General features: G+C 66.5%; 14 protein-coding genes. 7 read left to right on the top strand and 7 right to left on the bottom strand.

Features of this window, described 5'->3' with window-relative positions; all coding sequences use genetic code 11:
* Positions 1-5: 5 nt before the first annotated feature.
* The 3 genes from DVT68_RS06145 to DVT68_RS06135 all read left to right on the top strand — a co-directional run bounded on the left by DVT68_RS06145 (position 6) and on the right by DVT68_RS06135 (position 2,622).
* Positions 6-1,334, top strand: a complete 1,329-nt coding sequence (locus tag DVT68_RS06145) for a peptide MFS transporter (RefSeq protein ID WP_114824105.1) — start codon at positions 6-8, stop codon at positions 1,332-1,334.
* A gap of 10 nt (positions 1,335-1,344) precedes the next feature.
* Entirely contained in the window at positions 1,345-2,274 is a 930-nt protein-coding gene (locus DVT68_RS06140) for a MurR/RpiR family transcriptional regulator (RefSeq protein ID WP_114824104.1), read from the top strand.
* Positions 2,275-2,382: 108 nt separating this feature from the next.
* Positions 2,383-2,622 carry a glutaredoxin family protein gene (locus DVT68_RS06135; protein ID WP_114824103.1) on the top strand — a complete coding sequence of 80 codons (240 nt, stop codon included), beginning with the start codon at positions 2,383-2,385 and terminating at the stop codon, positions 2,620-2,622.
* A 195-nt stretch (positions 2,623-2,817) separates the two neighbouring features.
* Here the strand turns inward: DVT68_RS06135 and DVT68_RS06130 are convergent, their stop codons facing one another.
* The 3 genes from DVT68_RS06130 to DVT68_RS06120 are packed head-to-tail and all read right to left on the bottom strand — an operon-like array spanning position 2,818 to position 4,519.
* Positions 2,818-3,375: a YceI family protein gene (locus DVT68_RS06130; protein ID WP_114824102.1), complete on the bottom strand. Its 558-nt coding sequence runs from the start codon at positions 3,373-3,375 to the stop codon at positions 2,818-2,820.
* On the bottom strand, positions 3,375-3,953 hold the full coding sequence (locus DVT68_RS06125) for a cytochrome b (protein WP_114824101.1): 579 nt from the start codon (positions 3,951-3,953) through the stop codon (positions 3,375-3,377). The genes DVT68_RS06130 and DVT68_RS06125 overlap by 1 nt, the downstream gene beginning before the upstream one ends.
* Positions 3,950-4,519: a YceI family protein gene (locus tag DVT68_RS06120; RefSeq protein WP_233523358.1), complete on the bottom strand. Its 570-nt coding sequence runs from the start codon at positions 4,517-4,519 to the stop codon at positions 3,950-3,952. Before DVT68_RS06120 ends, DVT68_RS06125 begins: the two co-directional genes overlap by 4 nt.
* Before the next feature lie 204 nt (positions 4,520-4,723).
* Between DVT68_RS06120 and DVT68_RS06115 the strand changes: the two genes are divergently transcribed.
* Positions 4,724-8,290 carry a hybrid sensor histidine kinase/response regulator gene (locus tag DVT68_RS06115; RefSeq protein ID WP_114824099.1) on the top strand — a complete coding sequence of 1,189 codons (3,567 nt, stop codon included), beginning with the start codon at positions 4,724-4,726 and terminating at the stop codon, positions 8,288-8,290.
* Between the two features lie 131 nt (positions 8,291-8,421).
* Here DVT68_RS06115 and DVT68_RS06110 read toward each other — a convergent pair whose 3' ends face one another.
* Together DVT68_RS06110 and DVT68_RS06105 are read right to left on the bottom strand one after the other, a co-directional pair.
* Positions 8,422-8,844, bottom strand: coding sequence for a DNA polymerase III subunit chi (locus DVT68_RS06110; RefSeq protein WP_114824098.1), 423 nt, complete (start codon positions 8,842-8,844; stop codon positions 8,422-8,424).
* 80 nt (positions 8,845-8,924) lie between these two features.
* Complete coding sequence (locus DVT68_RS06105) at positions 8,925-10,415, bottom strand: leucyl aminopeptidase (protein WP_114824097.1); 1,491 nt, start codon at positions 10,413-10,415, stop codon at positions 8,925-8,927.
* 215 nt (positions 10,416-10,630) lie between these two features.
* Between DVT68_RS06105 and lptF the strand changes: the two genes are divergently transcribed.
* A complete protein-coding gene (gene lptF / locus DVT68_RS06100; RefSeq protein ID WP_233523389.1) occupies positions 10,631-11,728 on the top strand; it encodes an LPS export ABC transporter permease LptF in 1,098 nt (365 codons plus the stop codon).
* On the top strand, positions 11,728-12,828 hold the full coding sequence (gene lptG, locus DVT68_RS06095) for an LPS export ABC transporter permease LptG (RefSeq protein ID WP_114824095.1): 1,101 nt from the start codon (positions 11,728-11,730) through the stop codon (positions 12,826-12,828). Before lptF ends, lptG begins: the two co-directional genes overlap by 1 nt.
* A 718-nt stretch (positions 12,829-13,546) precedes the next feature.
* Here lptG and DVT68_RS06090 read toward each other — a convergent pair.
* Positions 13,547-15,295, bottom strand: a complete 1,749-nt coding sequence (locus DVT68_RS06090; protein WP_114824094.1) for a glucan ABC transporter ATP-binding protein/ permease — start codon at positions 15,293-15,295, stop codon at positions 13,547-13,549.
* An 84-nt stretch (positions 15,296-15,379) separates the two neighbouring features.
* Positions 15,380-15,658: an HU family DNA-binding protein gene (locus DVT68_RS06085; protein ID WP_114824093.1), complete on the bottom strand. Its 279-nt coding sequence runs from the start codon at positions 15,656-15,658 to the stop codon at positions 15,380-15,382.
* A 133-nt stretch (positions 15,659-15,791) separates the two neighbouring features.
* Between DVT68_RS06085 and ltaE the strand changes: the two genes are divergently transcribed.
* Positions 15,792-16,811, top strand: a complete 1,020-nt coding sequence (ltaE, locus tag DVT68_RS06080; RefSeq protein WP_114824092.1) for a low-specificity L-threonine aldolase — start codon at positions 15,792-15,794, stop codon at positions 16,809-16,811.
* Positions 16,812-16,820: the final 9 nt, after the last annotated feature.

The following is a 16,820-nucleotide window of genomic DNA, read 5'->3' as shown; positions in this document are numbered from 1 at the left end:
TGCGCATGTCCGAAGTGGGAGTGGGTGCGCGGGTACGGGAGACCAACTGGTTCGGCCATCCGGCTGGACTGAGCATCCTGTTCCTCACCGAAATGTGGGAGATGTTCTCCTTCTTCGGCATGCGCGCGTTGCTGGTCTACTACATGACCATGCACCTGAAGATCGGCCAGGAACACGCCTCGCTGATCTACGGCACGTATGCGGCGTTCGTGTATTTCACGCCGGTGTTCGGCGGCATGGTGGCCGACCGCTGGCTGGGCAAGCGCAACGCCGTGGTGATCGGCGGCGCCACCATGGCGCTGGGCCATTTCATGATGGCGTCGGAGCCGTTGTTCTATCCGGCGCTGGCCACCATCGCGCTGGGCAACGGCCTGTTCCTGCCCAGCCTCGCCAGCCAGATCGAAGGCCTGTACCGGCCCGGCGATCCGCGCAGCAGCAACGCGTACAACATCTATTACATCGGGATCAATCTGGGCGCGTTCCTCGCGCCGCTGGTCTGCGGCACGCTGGGTGAGGCGTTCGGCTGGCACTGGGGCTTCACCGCCGCCGGCATCGGCATGCTGCTGTCACTGGTGATCTACCTGGGCGGCAGCCGATATCTGCCGCAAGAGCCGGCCAGGACGCCGGCGGCGGCGCTCGAGCGGCCGCCGATGGATGGCGCGGTGCTGCAACGGTTTGGTTTCCTGATCACGGTCGCGGCCATCGTCGTGGTGTTCCGTGGCGCCTACGAGCAGGTAGGCAACACCATCGCACTGTGGGCAAGCGATGGCGTCGATCGCCACGTGACGGCGAACTGGGTCATCCCGATGACCTGGTTCCAGTCCCTGGATTCACTGGTCGTTTTCACGGCGACGCCGCTGCTGGTGATGCGCTGGGCGCGCCTTGCCAAGCGCGGCGTCGAAACGCCGTGGCTGCTGAAGATGGCGTTTGGCGCCGCGGTGGTGGCGGCCTCCTATCTGATCCTCGCCGGCGTGGCGGCGTGGTCGGACGCACACGGTACCCGCGCCAGCTGGATGTGGCTGGTGGGCTGGTTCGTCATGATGACGCTGGGCGAGCTCTACATCCTCCCGATCGGACTTGGCCTGTTCGGCCGCATGGCGCCGGAAGGGTTTCGCGCCACCAGCATCGCCACCTGGTTCTTCGCGGGGTTCTTCGGCAACCTGCTGGCGGGTGCGCTGGGCACGCTGTGGAGCGACCTTTCCCACGGATGGTTCTTTGCGCTGATCGGCGTGGTGGCCGGGATCGCCGCGACGCTTTTGTATATCCTAGGTCGCCGGCTGGGCCACGTGGAAACGCGCCACGATGCGAACGCAGCCGTGGTGCTCTCCAGGTAAGCGAGCGACGATGACCAAGGACCTCCAACAAAAGCTGAAAGACCACTGGGAGTCCTTTACTGCATCCGAGCAGAAGATCGCCAGCTATCTGCTGCACAACATGCGGGACGTACCGTTTGAGACCGCCGCATCGTTGAGCAAGCGCGTCGGCGTCAGCCAGATGACAGTCGGGCGTTTCCTGCGCAACCTCGGTTACGAGGGCGTGGGTGACCTGAAGGAAGAGCTGCGGGGAGACGCTTCATGGCGCCATCTCTACAAGGATGTCGAGCGTTCACGCGATCCCGATCCGCTGGCCAGCCACCTGGAGGCGGAAATCCGCGCGCTGACCACCACGCATGCGCTGGCCGGCAGCAGGGAATGGAAGTCGGTGGTGAAGCTGTTGTCGTCGGCTCATCGCGTGACAGTGTCGAGCTTCCACCATGGCACGTTCCTCGGGCTGGGCTTCGCGGCGATGCTGCAGCAGGTTCGCCCGCATGTGTCGTTCAACTCCGGTGTCGACGGCGGCTACATCGACATGCTGCTGGATTCGACCAAACACGACTGCGTCGTGTTGATCGACATGCGGCGCTACTTCAAGCAGTTCCGCGTGCTGGCCGAGGCCGTGGTCGAGCGGGGCATTCCGCTGGTGCTGATCACCGACACCGAGTGCTACTGGGCGCGCGAACTGACGCCGAACGTTTTGATGATCCAGGCCGATCGCGCCTGGCACAGCTTCAGCGCCTACACCAGCCTGTTCAGCCTGCTGACCACGGCGATGGTGCAGGAGGAGAGCGACGTCATGCAGCGCATTGGCGAGATCAACGAGCTGCGCCAGCGCTTCGCCGGTTATGTCGGATCAGGGTCCGGGCGGGAGAAGGACGTCGCAGGCGCCAGCCGCAAGGGCCCCGGCGCGGCGGCATCAAGCAGGAAGGCACGGCGGGGCGGCCCGCGAAAAGCCTGATCGTCGTCTTACCGATTGCCGTTGTGCAGGGCCACTCCAATCCGCGGAGCAAGAGCATGGAGTGGCGCCCTCGCCGGTGAACGCGCACTGAGGTATCGTCCGCCGGCCATGCCGACACGACTCGTGCTTTACCAGCGGGACTACTGCCACCTGTGCGACCAGGCGCTGGCCGTCATGGCCGAAGCCCGCGCGCCCGATTTCGACAGCGTGTGGGTCGACGACGACGAGGCGCTGGAGCTGCGCTACGGCGTGCGCGTGCCGGTGCTGCGGGACAGCCATGACGGGCGCGAGCTGGATTGGCCGTTCGACGCCGAGGCTGTGCGGCGGTTTCTAAGCGAGACTTTGTAGATGCGCACTCAGTGCACATTTGCAGGAACCTTAAAGCAACCTCGCCCTGGCTCGTCATCCCTGCGAAGGCAGGAAGCGCTTCACAACAGCCGAAGGCTGGTCATCCAGAGCCGTTGTTTTTTGGGGTGATTGGACAGGCACTGGATTCCTGCCTTCGCAGGAATGACGATCGCTTGGAACTCGCCCGACGTCGCTTTACTTTGCGGCCAGCACCAGGTGCGCGTTGATCTTCACATCCCCGCCGATCACCGAAGTATCGGCGTAATCGCCCGTACCCACGCCGAAGTCCAGTCGCTTGACCGAGCCGGCCACGTCGAGCGTGGCGCCCGTGCCGACGGGCTTGAAGGTCACGTTGAGGCTCACCGGCTTGGTCACGCCGCGCAGGGTGAGGTTGCCGTCGGCGATCACCTGGGCGCCGTTCTGGCGGAAGCCGGTGGTGACGAAGTGCGCCTTGGGATATTTCGCGACATTGAAGAAGTCCGCGCCGGGCAGGGCGCCGTCACGGTCGCTGTCGCCGGTCTTGACGCTGGCCAGCTCGACTTCGACGTCGAACCTGGAGCTGGCGAGCTTGGCCGCGTCGTACGAGATGGTGGCTGTCCATTGGCCGAAACTGCCATCGAAGGACTGGCCCTGGAAGGTTCCCGTGAAACCGAGCTTGCTGCCGACCGGCTGAAGCGCGTAGTCGGCGGCGCTGGCGATGCCCGGCAGGGCAAGCGTGAGCAGCAGCGGGGCAAGCAGCTTGAGCGGTTTCATCAGCGTTCTCCTTCGGAGCGGGAGTCGGTGCGCAGGCGGCGGAAGGGGAGCATGCGCAGCAGGGTGTTGTCACGGTCGATCAGGTGATGCTTCCAGGCGCCGCCGATGTGCAGCACCAGCACCGCCACGAGGATCCAGAACAGGTTCTCGTGCACGCTGTGCGAGAGGTGCCGCAGATCGTGGTTGGCCGCGCCCAGCGGCGGCAAGTTGAACAGCTTGAAGAATTGCAGCGGCTTGCCGGTGACCGAGTTGAACCACCAGCCGCTGAGCGGAATGGCGGCGATCAGCACATACAGGATCCCGTGCACGGCGTGCGCGGCGAGCTGCTGCCAGCGCGGCGCCGGTTCTTCGGCGGGACGGCGGTCAGCCATGCGCCAGAGCACGCGCAGCAGCAGCAGGGCGAGCACGGTGAGTCCGAGCGACTTGTGCAGCGCCAGCCAGTTGATCTTCTGCATCGGCGAACTGGCCAGATCCATCATCAGGCCGAAGATGCCGTTGCCGATGATCAGCAGGGCCGTGGTCCAGTGAATGAACTTCGCGACCGAGCCCCATTGGCGGTCGTTGCTGCGCAGGCTCATGGCGTCTCCTTATGGGTTTGAACCTTGTTGTCCTGGATGGCTTCCAGCTCCAGCCATACGCTGACGCCGTGGCCGATCGAGTTGGCATTGGCGGTGATGCCGAAGTCGTCGCGATTGAGCGTGGTGGTGGCCGAGAAGCCCACGGCGTTGTGCATTCCGAAGATAGTGCCGCCCATTCGATTGAAGGTGAATGACAGGGCCACGGGGCGCGTGACGCCGCGCAAGGTCAGGTTGCCGTGCAGCACGCCGTGGCTGGCATCCTTGCGCTCCACTGACGTGCTGGTGAAGTGCGCGTAGCGCGATGCGCCTGCGTCGAGGAAGGCCGGCTTGAGCACCGCGGCGTTCCAGTCCGCGTCGCCCATGTCCAGGCTCTGCAGGTCGATGTCCAGCTCAGTGGCCGAGTGGCTCCAATCGTCCGGGTCGAACCGCAGCCAGCCCTGGGCGATATGCAGCCGGCCGAACGGGCGCGAAAAGCCGTTGTGGTCGATGCTGAAAAGAATCTGGCTGTGCTGGGTGTCGTAACGGAAGGTGGACGGCGCGGCGAACGCGGCCAGCGGCAGCGCCATGCTCGCGAGGGTGAACAGAAGCCTGCATGTGACGCGTGGGCTGGGCATGCCGGAAAGTCTGGACGATCCCTCTCGTGTGCGCCAGCCGCCGATGCGGAACGGATTGTTTCCCGGGCAGGGTGCGTGCACGCGGCGTGACGGAGGCCACACCCCGCTCGTTCTGGTCACGTGGCTCTGGCATGATTGATTGTCTTGGGGGAGACCATGCTGCCGTCATTGCTGCTCAGCGCCTTCCTGTTTACCGGCATGCCCGTGGCCTCGGGTGCTGCCGCGCCGGCCGCGCAGACGGCGGCCGCGGCGTTGCCGACGCCCCAGTTCCGGCGCTATGGCACGGCGGAAGGCCTGCCCAGCAGCAGCGTGTATACGGTGGTGCAATCGCCCGACGGCACCATGTGGTTCGGCACCAAGGGTGGCATCGCCCGCTACGACGGCGTGGGCTTCACGGTGTTCCGCCACGTGGTGGGCGATCCGCAATCGCTGTTCAACAACGGCATCTCCGCGCTGATGTTCGATCGCGGCGGCCGGTTGTGGGCGGCCGGGCTGGAAGCGGGCCTCAATCGTTATGACGAGCGGTCCAACACCTTCCTTCATTGGGCACACGATCCCAACGACCCGGCGAGCCTGAGCAGTGACAAGGCCTGGTCGATCGCGCAGACCAGCGACGGCTCGATCTGGGTGGGTACTGCCGCGGGCCTGGACCGCCTGCGCATGGATGGACGTGGTTTCGACCACATGGACGTGACCGGGGGCGATCCCTCGGCCCTGGGCACCGTCGGCGCACTGTTCGTCGATGCGCGCGGGCAGCTGTGGGTCGGCAGCGACAATGGCATCTTCCGCCGTGACGACGCCGGCGAGTTCCACCCGATCAAGGCCGAGATCCCCGGGTTGACCCTGGATGCCTGGCGCATCGAAGGGAATGGTGACCAGGTTCGACTTGCCTCCTCGCACGGCCTGTTCACCATCGGGGCCGACGATGTGGCGCGGCAGCTGGGCCGCGGAGAGATACCCGAAGCCAACGTGCTGAGCAGCGCGAGGGATGGGGCGGGGCGGCTTTGGGTGGGCACCCAGCGCGGCCTGTTCCTGCAAAGTGGCCCCGGCAAGCCGATCCTGGCCGTGACCGATCAGCCGGTGCTGCATGGCAACCTGCCGGGCACGTGGGTGTGGCAGATCCAGCCGGACAACGAGGGCGGCCTGTGGATCGCGCTCTTCGACGGCGGCGTCGCCTATCTGGCGCCGGGATGGAGCAGCGTCAGCCGCTTCACCCACATCCCCGACGATGACGACAGCCTGCGCGACTCGGTGGCCTATGCCGTGGCGCGCGGCAGCGACGGCGCGATCTGGGTCGGCGAGCGCAAGGGTCGCGTGGACCGCCTGTGGCCCTCCAGCGGACAGGTAGAGCACGTCTTGTCGGGGCTGCGCGGCGACGTGCTGGGCATGACGGAAGACGCGCAGGGTCGCCTGTGGATCACCGTGCAGGGTGGCCTGTACCGATATGACCACGGCCAGCTCGACCTGGTGCAGGGCAACGCGCAGGGCATGAAGCATCCGCTGGAGGTGGAGCCGGGACCCGACGGCAAGCTGTACGCGCGCACCTTCGGCGAGGGCCTGTTCCGCGTGGACCAGGAGAGTCTGGCGGTGACCCCGGTGCCGTTCGTGCCGGCGCAGGAAAAGGTGCGCTGGGGCAGCCAGATCACGCTGAAGCACGGCACGTTCTGGTACGCGAGCGACGGCGGCCTGATGCGGCTGGCGCGCAACTACGAGCATTTCGAACCGGCACCCGGGGTGAACCAGGACGAGGCGGTTGACGCCTTCGACTTCAGCGCCGATGGCCTCTGGTTGGCGCGGCCCGACGGCCTGGAGCACTACCACTACGCGGGCGACGCCTTGGCGCTGGACCGCAAGGTCGACGCGGCGCGCGGCTGGCCGTCGATCAACGTGGTGGACATTGCGGTGGACCAGCATGGCCGGGTCTGGATCCTGGGGCGCGACGGCCTGTGGCGCTTCGATCCGGCAAGCGGACAATTCCGCCAGCTGGGACTGCAGGATGGCCTGAGCAACGGTGAATTCCTGCGCGGCTTCGCACGCATGCCCGACGGCACGATCTACGCGCCGACCTTGGGTGGCGTGATGGGCTTCAATCCCGACCGCGTCGACGAACACGCCACGCCGCCGCCGGTGTCGGTCACGCGCATCACCGTGTCGCGCGACGGCGTGCTGCAGCACCTGCCGGTGCCGGCTTCCGGCCAACTGTTCCTCGGATGGAAGGACCGCGGTCTCAACGTCGAGGCCCGCGTGTTCTCCTACATCGACCCGGCCGCCAATCACTACCGCTTCCGACTGGAAGGCGTGGACAGCGCCTGGGTCGACACCGCCAGCCGTGGCGAGCGCGATTTCGCCGGCCTGGGCGCCGGCGACTACACGCTTGCCGTGACGGCCGCGGGCGCGGGCGGCGTGTGGGGCAGCCTGACCCAACCGCTGCACATCCATGTGCAGTCGCCGCCGTGGTCCCGCTGGTGGGCGTGGTGCGGCTACGTGCTGATCGTCGTGCTGCTGATGTGGCTGGCGCTGCAGGCATGGCGACGCCGCCTGGCGCAGCGCCATCAGATCCAGCTGGTTGAACAGCGCAGTCGACTGGCCGAGCAGGCCAGCGCGGCCAAGACGCAATTCCTCGCCACCCTCAGCCATGAGATCCGCACGCCGATGACCGGCGTGATGGGCATGGCCGAACTGCTGCTCAGCACCTCGCTGAGTGACACCCAGCGCGGCTATGCCGAGGCCATGCAGCGTTCGGGCGGCATGCTGCTGAAGCTGCTCAACGATGCGCTCGACCTGGCGCGCATTGAAGCGGGCAAGCTGGAGCTGGAAAGCGCGCCGTTCGATCCGCTCGCGCTGGTCAACGACGTGGCGCAGCTCGAGCTGGGCCAGGCGCGCGCCAAGGGCCTGCGCTTCAACGTCGAGGTCATCGGCGAGCTGCCGCACCGCATGGTGGGCGATGCGGTGCGCATCAAGCAGGTGCTGCTCAATCTTGCGAACAACGCGCTGAAGTTCACCGAGCGCGGCAGCGTCACCCTGCGCGCGCAGCGTACCGACGACGGCCTGCGTTTCAGCATCATCGACACCGGTCCCGGTATTCCGGAGGCGAGCCAGGCTCGCCTGTTCCAGCGTTTCGAGCAGGTCACCGGCCCGCAGCGCCGCGCCGGCAGCGGACTGGGCCTGGCCATCTGCCGCGAGCTGGTGGCGATGATGGGCGGCAGCATCGAGCTGGAATCGAAGGTCGCCTTCGGCAGCACGTTCCACGTGCGCCTGCCGCTGGCGGTGGCGCAGGAACCGGCCACCGCCGTGGTCGCGCGCCAGGCCAGCCAGTCGTCACGCCGCCTGCGTGTGCTGCTGGTGGAAGACGATGTGATCGTGGCGGCGGTGATACGCGGCCTGCTCGAACGCGCCGGACAGGAAGTGCGGTACGTCGGCAACGGCCTCGCCGCGCTGGCTGAATTGGCGCAGGCGCGGTGCGACGTGATCCTGCTCGACCTCGACCTGCCTGGCATCGACGGGTTCCAGATCGCGCGGCTGATCCGTCAGCGTGAAGAGCCGGGCCAGCGCATGCCGATCATCGCCATCACGGCGCGCTCCGGTGGTGATGAGGAGACGCGTGCGCGCGAGGCGGGGATGGACGGCTTCCTGCGCAAGCCGCTCACCGGTGAGCAGCTGATGGATGCGATCAACGAACAGCTCGCCGCATCTCCCTCGTTCGCCCACGTAGCGGATATGTAAGAGGGCGTCCCGTGCGCGGCCGGCGTTCACGACGCCGATGCGGGACCGTGAATGCCGGGAAGAAGCGAGGCTGGCGATGCAACGTGGCGCTGCAGGCGCGCGCAGTGCGCCCTTCTGCAGCAATGCCGGCCCTACATGTCGAACTTGTTGACCTCGAAGCCGCGCCGCTTGTACTCGGTCCAGCGCGTGCGCGAACCGTCGCGTTCGGCCGGATCGGCGGCCACCACTTCCAGCACGCGGTCGTAGCGGCCGGGAGCGCAATCTTCACGCAGGTTGATCAGCATCGGACGATCGGCCGTGTCGATGCCGGGCGGCACGATCAACACCGCGGTGAACTGGTCGTCGTCATCGCCCGCCAGCTGGTGCGAGATGAAGCCGTCCGGATCGAACTCCCACAACAGCTCGTCGATCGCCTCGGCCTGCGCGAAGTCGCGAGCCAGCACCATCGTGGGCTGCTGCGCGGCATGAGCACGCTTGGCCAGCTCGCACACCAGTAGCAGTGGCTGTTCGCGGAAGCGCGGCTTGTCGATCAGGTAGAAATCGGCGCGGGGCATAAGGGCGAGGAGTGAGTGGAGAGGAGTGAGAAGCGAGAGAGAGGCGAGTACTGCTTTCTCTCACTTCTCACTGCTGGATCTTATTTGCTGGCCTGATCGATCAGCCACTGCACGAGCAGCGGCACCGGGCGGCCCGTGGCCAGGCCCTTGCGGCCCTCGTCCCACGCGGTGCCGGCGATGTCCAGATGCGCCCAGCGCTGGCCCTCGGTGAAGCGCGCCAGGAAGCAGCCCGCGGTGATCGCGCCGGCGTTCTTGCCGCCGATGTTGGCGACGTCGGCGAAGCCCGATTCCAGCTGCACCTGGTAGTCGTCCCACAACGGCAGGCGCCATGCGCGGTCGAGCGTGTTCTCGCCGGCGGCGATCAGCTCGGCGGCGAGATCGTCGTGCTTGCTCATCAGGCCGCTGGCGTGCTTGCCCAGCGCGATCACGCAGGCGCCGGTGAGCGTGGCCGCATCGATCAGCACCTTCGGCTGGAAGGTCTGCACGGTGTAGGTGAGCGCGTCACACAGGATCAGGCGACCTTCGGCGTCTGTGTTGAGCACTTCGATGGTGAGGCCGGAGAGGCTGGTGAGTACGTCGCTCGGGCGATAGGCATCGCCGTCGGGCATGTTTTCCACGGCCGGCACCACGCACACGAGGTTCACCGGCAGGCCCAGCTTCACCGTGGCGACGAAGCTGCCGAGCATGCCGGCGGCGCCGCCCATGTCGTACTTCATTTCTTCCATGCCCGGGCCGGGCTTGAGGCTGATGCCTCCGGTGTCAAAGGTGATGCCCTTGCCGACGAAGGCGTACGGCTTGTCGCCTTCCGCGCCACCCTTGTATTCAAGGATCACCAGCTTGGGCTTGTTGGCCGAACCACGGCCCACGGCGAGCAGCGAGCCGAAGCCCAGCTCGCCCATCTTCTCGTGGTCGAGCACGTTGCAGCTCACCTTGTCGTGCGCGGCGGCAAACTGTTCGGCCTGGGACGCGATGTAGGCGGGGTTGCAGATGTTGGGCGGCAGGTTGGCGAGTTCGCGGGCAAAGCGCACGCCCCCGGCGATCGCGACGGCCTGGGCCAGCGCAGCCTTCGCCTCGTCGGCGCCGGCAAACGTGATGGCGACCAGCTCCGGCTGCGCGGCCTTTTCGCGCGGCTTGAAGGTGGCGGTGTAGCGGTAGGCCGCGTAGTCCGCGGCGAGCGCCGCGGTGCGCACGCGCCATGCCTGGTCGTGGCCGGGCACGTCGACTTCGGTGAGGAAACACACGGCGCTGTCGATCGGCAGGCGGCCCAGTGTGCGCGCGGCTTCGGTCAGCACCTTCTGGTAGCGTGCACCATCGAAGGTCTTCTGCGTTCCCAGTCCCACCACCAGCACACGCCTGGCCGTCACGCCCTCGGGCGCGAACAGCACGGTCGTGGAGCCGGCCTTGCCAGTGATGTCACCGCTCTCGACCTGGCGCTTGATGGCGCCATGGGCGGCGGTGTCCACACGGGCAGCGGCGCTGGTGAGTACGCCGTTCTCATAGACGCCGACCACCACGCAGGGGGTTTCGACGGTTTCGGGAGCGGCGGAGCCAAGGCTGAACTGGAGAGTCATGTCATGTCCTGCAGAAAGGTCCGGAAAGGCCCGGACAGGCTAGACTTGGGGATTGCCGACCCCCGGACGGGGCGGCGCCAAGCCCTTCATCTTATCGCATGTCGAGAAACAGTCCCCATGAGCGGGGTAAGAGCACGTACACTTGACCGTTGTTTCTCGCCCCGCACGGCCCAGCGCCGGGTGGGTCACTGCGTGCGTGAGGACTGGTTCTGAGCATCCTCGATCGTTATTTCCTGCGTGAGCTGGCCCAGACCGTAGCCGCCACCGCCATCGTGTTGCTGGCCATCATGTCCGGCATCTCGTTTGCGCACGTGCTGCAGCAGGTGGCCAATGGCAGCTTCCCTGCCAGCGTGATGTTCCAGGTGCTGGGCCTGAACATGCTCGACGGCCTCACCACGCTGCTGCCGCTGTCGGCCTTCCTCGGCGTGCTGCTGGCCCTGGGGCGCATGTGGCGCGAAAGCGAGATGCACGTGTTGGCCTCCTCCGGGATGGGGGCATCGGGCCTGCTGCGTCCGATGGGGCTACTCGCGGCGGGCGTGGCCATCATGGTGGGCGCCGTATCGCTGTGGCTGGGCCCGTGGGCGTCGCGCACCTCCGACCAGCTGGTGGCGGCGGCCAATCGTTCGGTGATCGCGGCGGGCCTGGACGCCGGGCGCTTCACCGAGCTGCCGGGCCGCGGCGGCATCATCTTCGTGGATGAACTCAGCCGCGACGGCAGCACGCTGGGCAATACCTTCATCGCCACCGAGCGCACCGGCCACGACAATGTGCCGCACCTCAAGATCGTGACCGGCAAGCATGGGCAGCTGTACCAGGAGACCGACGGCAACGGCCGCTTCCTGGCGCTGTGGAACGGCTGGCAGTACGACATCCCGCTGGGCGCGGACAACTGGCGCAAGATGAAGTACGAGCGCAACGACGCCTCGCTGGACAACGTGCAGTCGGACAACGACGACGAAGATCCCGCGCACTCGCTCGGCACCTTGCAGCTGCTGCGCACCGACACCCCCGACGCGCGCGCGGAATTCGCCTGGCGCACCATCGCCCCGGCGATGACGCTGGTGCTGCTTGCGCTGGCCCTGCCGCTGTCACGCCAGAGTCCACGCGAGCCTCGCTTCGGACGACTGCTGCTGGCCGTGCTCGCGTTCTACCTGTATTACCTGCTGCTGGCGCTGTGCCGCGGCCAGATCATCAAGGGCCACTGGCACCATTCGGGCCCCATGTGGATGGTGACCTTCATCGTGTTCGGCATCGCCGCCCATATGTTCCGCAGCCAGTACGTCGAGCGTAAGCCGCGAAAGGCAGGCGCCTGATGGCCGCCCTGCGCATTCGCCGCGTCGACTGGCTGGTCGGCACCACCGTGCTCGGCTCGATGCTGATGGTGTGGCTGGTGATCACCGGGCTCGACGCCGTGGTCCAGCTCATGCGCCAGCTCGGCAACGTGGGCAAGAACGGCTACACGGTGACCAACGCGATCGTGTACGTGCTGGTGACCTTCCCGCGCCGCCTTTACGAGATGTTCGGCAACGCGGCGCTGATTGGCGGCCTGCTTGGCCTCGGCGGCCTTGCCGCCACCAACGAGCTCACCGCCTTGCGCGCCTGCGGCCTTTCCAAGTTGCGCATCGCCGTCTCGGCGGTGGGCGTGGTGGCCATCCTCATCCTTGGCGTGGTGATCCTGGGCGAAACGGCGGCGCCATGGGGCGACCAGCAGGCCCAGGCCATGCAGCTGCGCTTGCGCTCCAACAACGTTGGCGTCGGCAGTGCTTCCGGCCTGTGGGCGCGCGACGGCGAACGCGTGGTCAACGCCAGGGGCGTTACGGTTCAACGCACCCAGACGCACAATGTCGTCCAGCTGCACGACGTGCGTGTCTTCACGCTGACCCCGGATGGCCAGGTGGCCCGCTTCGACTGGGCGCAGACGGCCGAACACGATGGCCACCAGTGGGTGATGAACAAGGTGCGCAGCACCACGCTTGACGACACCGGCGCCCACAGCAGCACCGTCGCCAGTGAACGCTGGGATTCCAGGCTCAACCCGCAGGTGCTGGAGTTGTCGGTGATCCAGCCGCAGTACCAGCCGATGCGCGACCTGCGGCGCAACATCAGCTACCTGGAGCAGAACGGGCAGAATCCGGGCGCGTACGCCAACGCCTTCTGGGGCCGCGCGCTGTATCCGCTCAATGTGCTGGTGCTGGTGCTGTGCGCGATGCCGTTCTCGTTCGGCACGTTGCGTTCTGGCGGCCTGGGCAAGCGCATGTTCATCGGCATGCTGCTGGCGATTGGCTGGTACTTCCTGCAGAAGGCGATGGTGAGTTTCGGCACCGTGTACGGTGTGCCGCCGCTGCTGGCGAATCTTTTGCCGGCGGTGATCCTCGCATTGGCGGCCTGGTTGTATTTCCGCAAGCACGGGTGATTTTGCTTTTTCTGCCGGTTCGCACGAGTAGAAAAGATTGGGTGGAGGGCGTGATGGAGCCGCCACCCTCAATCCCGGATTGGCGCACTTTGTGCGCGCAATCCTTTCGCCTCAGTCTTTCATCTCGCCATCCCCGCGAGGCGTTTTTCAACAGCCGCGGGTGGGTTAAGTGGGACGGTGTGCGAAGCGAGGAGAACTCCCGCAGGGTCATCCTCACGCTCCCAGACTCGTCATCCCAGCGAAGGCTGGGATCCAGTGACTTGGCTCTTGGCTTCCCCTGAGGCGCCCCGCCAGCTTGCCGCCTACGCGGCGGGCGTTTCGATCGTCTGCCGACGCTCGAGTCACTTTTCTTTTGCTGGCCCAAAAGAAAAGTAACCCAAAGAAAATGGCCTTAAGGGCTCGTAGCAATATGCGGAATACAAGCCCGGGCGACTGTAGCTAGTCGGATCGGTGACGTGGTACCTCGCGGACTGCGGCTACCCCGCAACGCGCCATCGCCCTGAGGGTGCGCAGCACTGCATGTAATACAAGACCGGACGACTGCGGCAAGCCGAATTCGTCGCGTGGTACCTCACGGACAGCGGCTACACCGCGGGGCGGCGTTGTACTGAGGGCTTAAAACAATATGCCTCGCCGATTCGCTTTTCGCTCCCTCTCCCCTCCGGGGAGAGGGTTGGGTGAGGGGCGGGTGCTCGCGATGACATCTCCTATCTCTTAGCTACTCCTCTGTCACTTCCGCATCCGGCGCAAACTTTCCATCTTCCGCGAGACGCGCAAACAATCCGCCTTCGGCTATCAGTTCGTCGAACTTCCCCTGTTCCACCAATCGCCCCTGGTCCAGCACCAGGATCAGGTCGGCGTGGCGCACGGTGGAGAGACGGTGGGCGATCACGAAGGTGGTGCGTCCCTCAGTGAGTCGATCCAGCGCGCGCTGAATGCGTGCTTCGGTGGCGTTGTCGAGTGCGCTGGTGGCTTCGTCGAGGATCAGGATCGGCGCGTCCTTGAGCATCGCGCGGGCGATGGCCAGGCGCTGGCGTTCGCCGCCGGATAGGGAGCGGCCACGCTCGGCCACCATGGTCTCCAGACCTTCCGGCTTGCGCGCGATGAAGGCCGCGGCCTCGGCGGAGGCGACCGCCTTCTCGATCTCGGTAAGGTCGGCATCGGGCTTGCCTATGCGCAGGTTGTCCAGGATCGACCGGTAGAACATGCCCGGATCCTGGAACACCACGCCGATGTTCTGTCGCAGCGATTCCAGCGTCACTTCGCGCACGTCGTGGTCGTCGACAGTGACGCGGCCGGCGCTGGGGTCGTAGGCGCGATAGAGCAGGCTGAGCGCGGTGCTCTTGCCGGCGCCGGTGGGCCCCACCAGCGCGATGGTGCTGCCAGGCTCCGCGCGAAAGCTCAGGTCGTGCAGCGCTGGCTGTACCGGGTCGTAGCCGAAGCTGACCTGCTCGAACACCACCTCGCCACGCAGACGCGGCAACACGATGGCGCCAGGGCGGTCCTCAATCTCGGGCTTGCGATCCAGCACGGTGAAGAAATCGCGCAGCGACTGCGACTGGAAGAACAGGTTGGAGAGAAAGGTGGCGAACTGCTCAAGCCTGCCGATCAGCAGCATCGAGAAACCCACGAAGCTGACAATGCCGCCCACGCTGATCTCGCCCCGCGCGTGCAACGTCGCGCCCACGGCGAAGATCGCCACAATGGTGAGCGTGCTGGCCGCGCGGTTGAGCACCGAGAGGATCGCCCAGCCGCGCAGCACCGGATATTGCGCATCGAGCGTGCGCGTCATCATCTCCCGCAGGGCGCGCGACTCGGCCGCAAGCCGGGTGAAGCTCTGCACCACGGTCACGTTGCCGAACACGTCGCCGGCGCGGGTAGCGATCTCGTGATGGAGTTCTTCCACCTCGCCTTGCGCCTTGTGCGTGCGTTGCACGGCCACCGCGTTGAATACGGAGAAGCACAGCAGCAGGGCGATCATCAGCAGCGCCAGCTTCCAGTTGAGCCACAGCGCCACCGGTACCATCACCAGGATCGACAGCAGCGTCGCCAGGTGCTCGCGAAAAAAGCTCAACCACAGGTTGAACAGGTTGCCCACGCCGACGTTCATGATGCGCGACAGGCGGCCCGTGTGATATTCGCCGTGGAAGGACAGCGGCATCGATGCAGCGTGTTCGAAGAACACCGCGATGGCGGCAAGTCGGCGTCGATGCGCCAGGCGATCGGCATGCAGCGACACCCACACGTTGGCCAGCACGCCGGCGAAGCCGACGCCGGCCCACAGCGCGATCAGTCGCGGCGCCTTGCCGGGGCTGCCGGCGAGCGCGTCCACGACCTTGCCGAACAACAGCGGCTCCAGGAAGAACACGCCGGCGAGCGCAAGGTTGGCCAGCGCCAGGGTGGTCGCAAGCCTCTGCTCCGGGGCGAGCAGGGCAATGACGCGCAGGTACAGACGCAGGAACGACATGGCGACGACATCCTTGCGTTGGGTTCACCGTGAAGCGCGGACCGGCGCCTGGCAGCCTAGCGGAATCGCCGCGGCGACGGCGTGTTAGCGAGGCCGCTTGCCCTTGAAACCCAACTTGTCACGCAACGCTTCATCAAGCACCTGTTCAAAGGCCTTGAGGAGCTGGGCGCAATCTTCGGCGCTCGCGCCAGTGCGATGAACCATTTCCGCGACGACATGGGAATGATTGTGTCGCTGGCCCGTGAAGGCGCCGGTGAGCGCGTCACCGCAGGTGGCTTCGAAAGCCTTCAGGGCGGCCTCGCACAGGGCCGGCGGAAGCCCCGTCCTGGTGGCGACTTGCCTGATGACGTCGGTCTTGTTCACGTGCAGGTCCCTCCGATGGACGTTGTGCGGCGAGCCTGGTCACCTGTGGTCCGCGTGGCCTTGACGTGCCCATGCTTGCCTCGTCGATGGCAAATGCTCAAGCTGGTTGCCTTTACTGGAACGAGTAACCGCCGTGGAACCGATCGACCTGCGCAGTGACACCGTGACCCGCCCGACCGCCGCCATGCGCGCGGCGATGATCGATGCCCCCGTGGGCGACGACGTGTACGGCGAGGATCCCACCGTTAACGCGCTGCAGCGCCGCCTGGCCGACGACCTCGGCTTCGAGGCCGCGCTGTTCGTACCCACCGGAACGCAGTCGAACCTGCTGGCGCTGATGGCGCATTGCGAACGTGGCGACGAGTATCTGGTGGGCGCCGACGCGCACACGTACAAGTTCGAGGGCGGCGGCGCCGCGGTGCTCGGCTCGATCCAGCCGCAGCCGATCCCGCACGACGTCGACGGCACGCTGCCGCTGGACAAGGTGGCCGCCGCGATCAAGCCGGTCGACCCGCACTTCGCGCGAACCCGCCTGCTGGCGCTGGAGAACACCTGGCATGGGCGCGTGCTGCCGCTGGACTACCTGAAAGCCGCACATGACTTCGCCCGCGAGCGCGGCCTGGGCCTGCATCTGGACGGCGCGCGCCTGTTCAATGCGGCGGTGGCGGGCGGCGTGCCGGCGCGCACGATCACGCAGCACTTCGACAGCGTGTCGGTGTGCCTTTCCAAGGGTCTGGGAGCGCCGGTCGGATCCGTGCTGGTCGGCTCCGCCGGGCTGATCGACAAGGCGCGCCGCTGGCGCAAGGTGGCCGGTGGCGGCTGGCGCCAGGCGGGCCTGCTGGCGGCGGCGGCTCAGTACGCGCTGGATCACCACGTCGCCCGCCTGGCCGACGATCACGCGCGCGCGGTGACGCTGGCGGCGGGCCTGGGCGAGATTCCGGGCGTCAAGCTGCTGGGTCAGTTCACCAACATGGTGTTCATCGACGTGCCGGCGGAGCGGCTGCGTGAACTGGACGTCCATTTGCGGGAAGCCGGCGTGCGCATCAGCATCGGTTATCTGCCGACCCTGCGCCTGGTCACCCACCTGGATGTGGACGATGAGGGTGTCGCGCGCACCATCGCGGCGTTCCGCAGCTTCTTCGCAGGCGCCTGAACATTCGCG

It is taken from the genome of Dyella solisilvae (assembly GCF_003351225.1).
Taxonomy (GTDB): Bacteria; Pseudomonadota; Gammaproteobacteria; order Xanthomonadales; family Rhodanobacteraceae; genus Dyella; species Dyella solisilvae.
The sequence above is the reverse complement of the archived record's forward strand: the minus strand, read 5'-3'. Positions and strand labels throughout refer to the sequence as shown.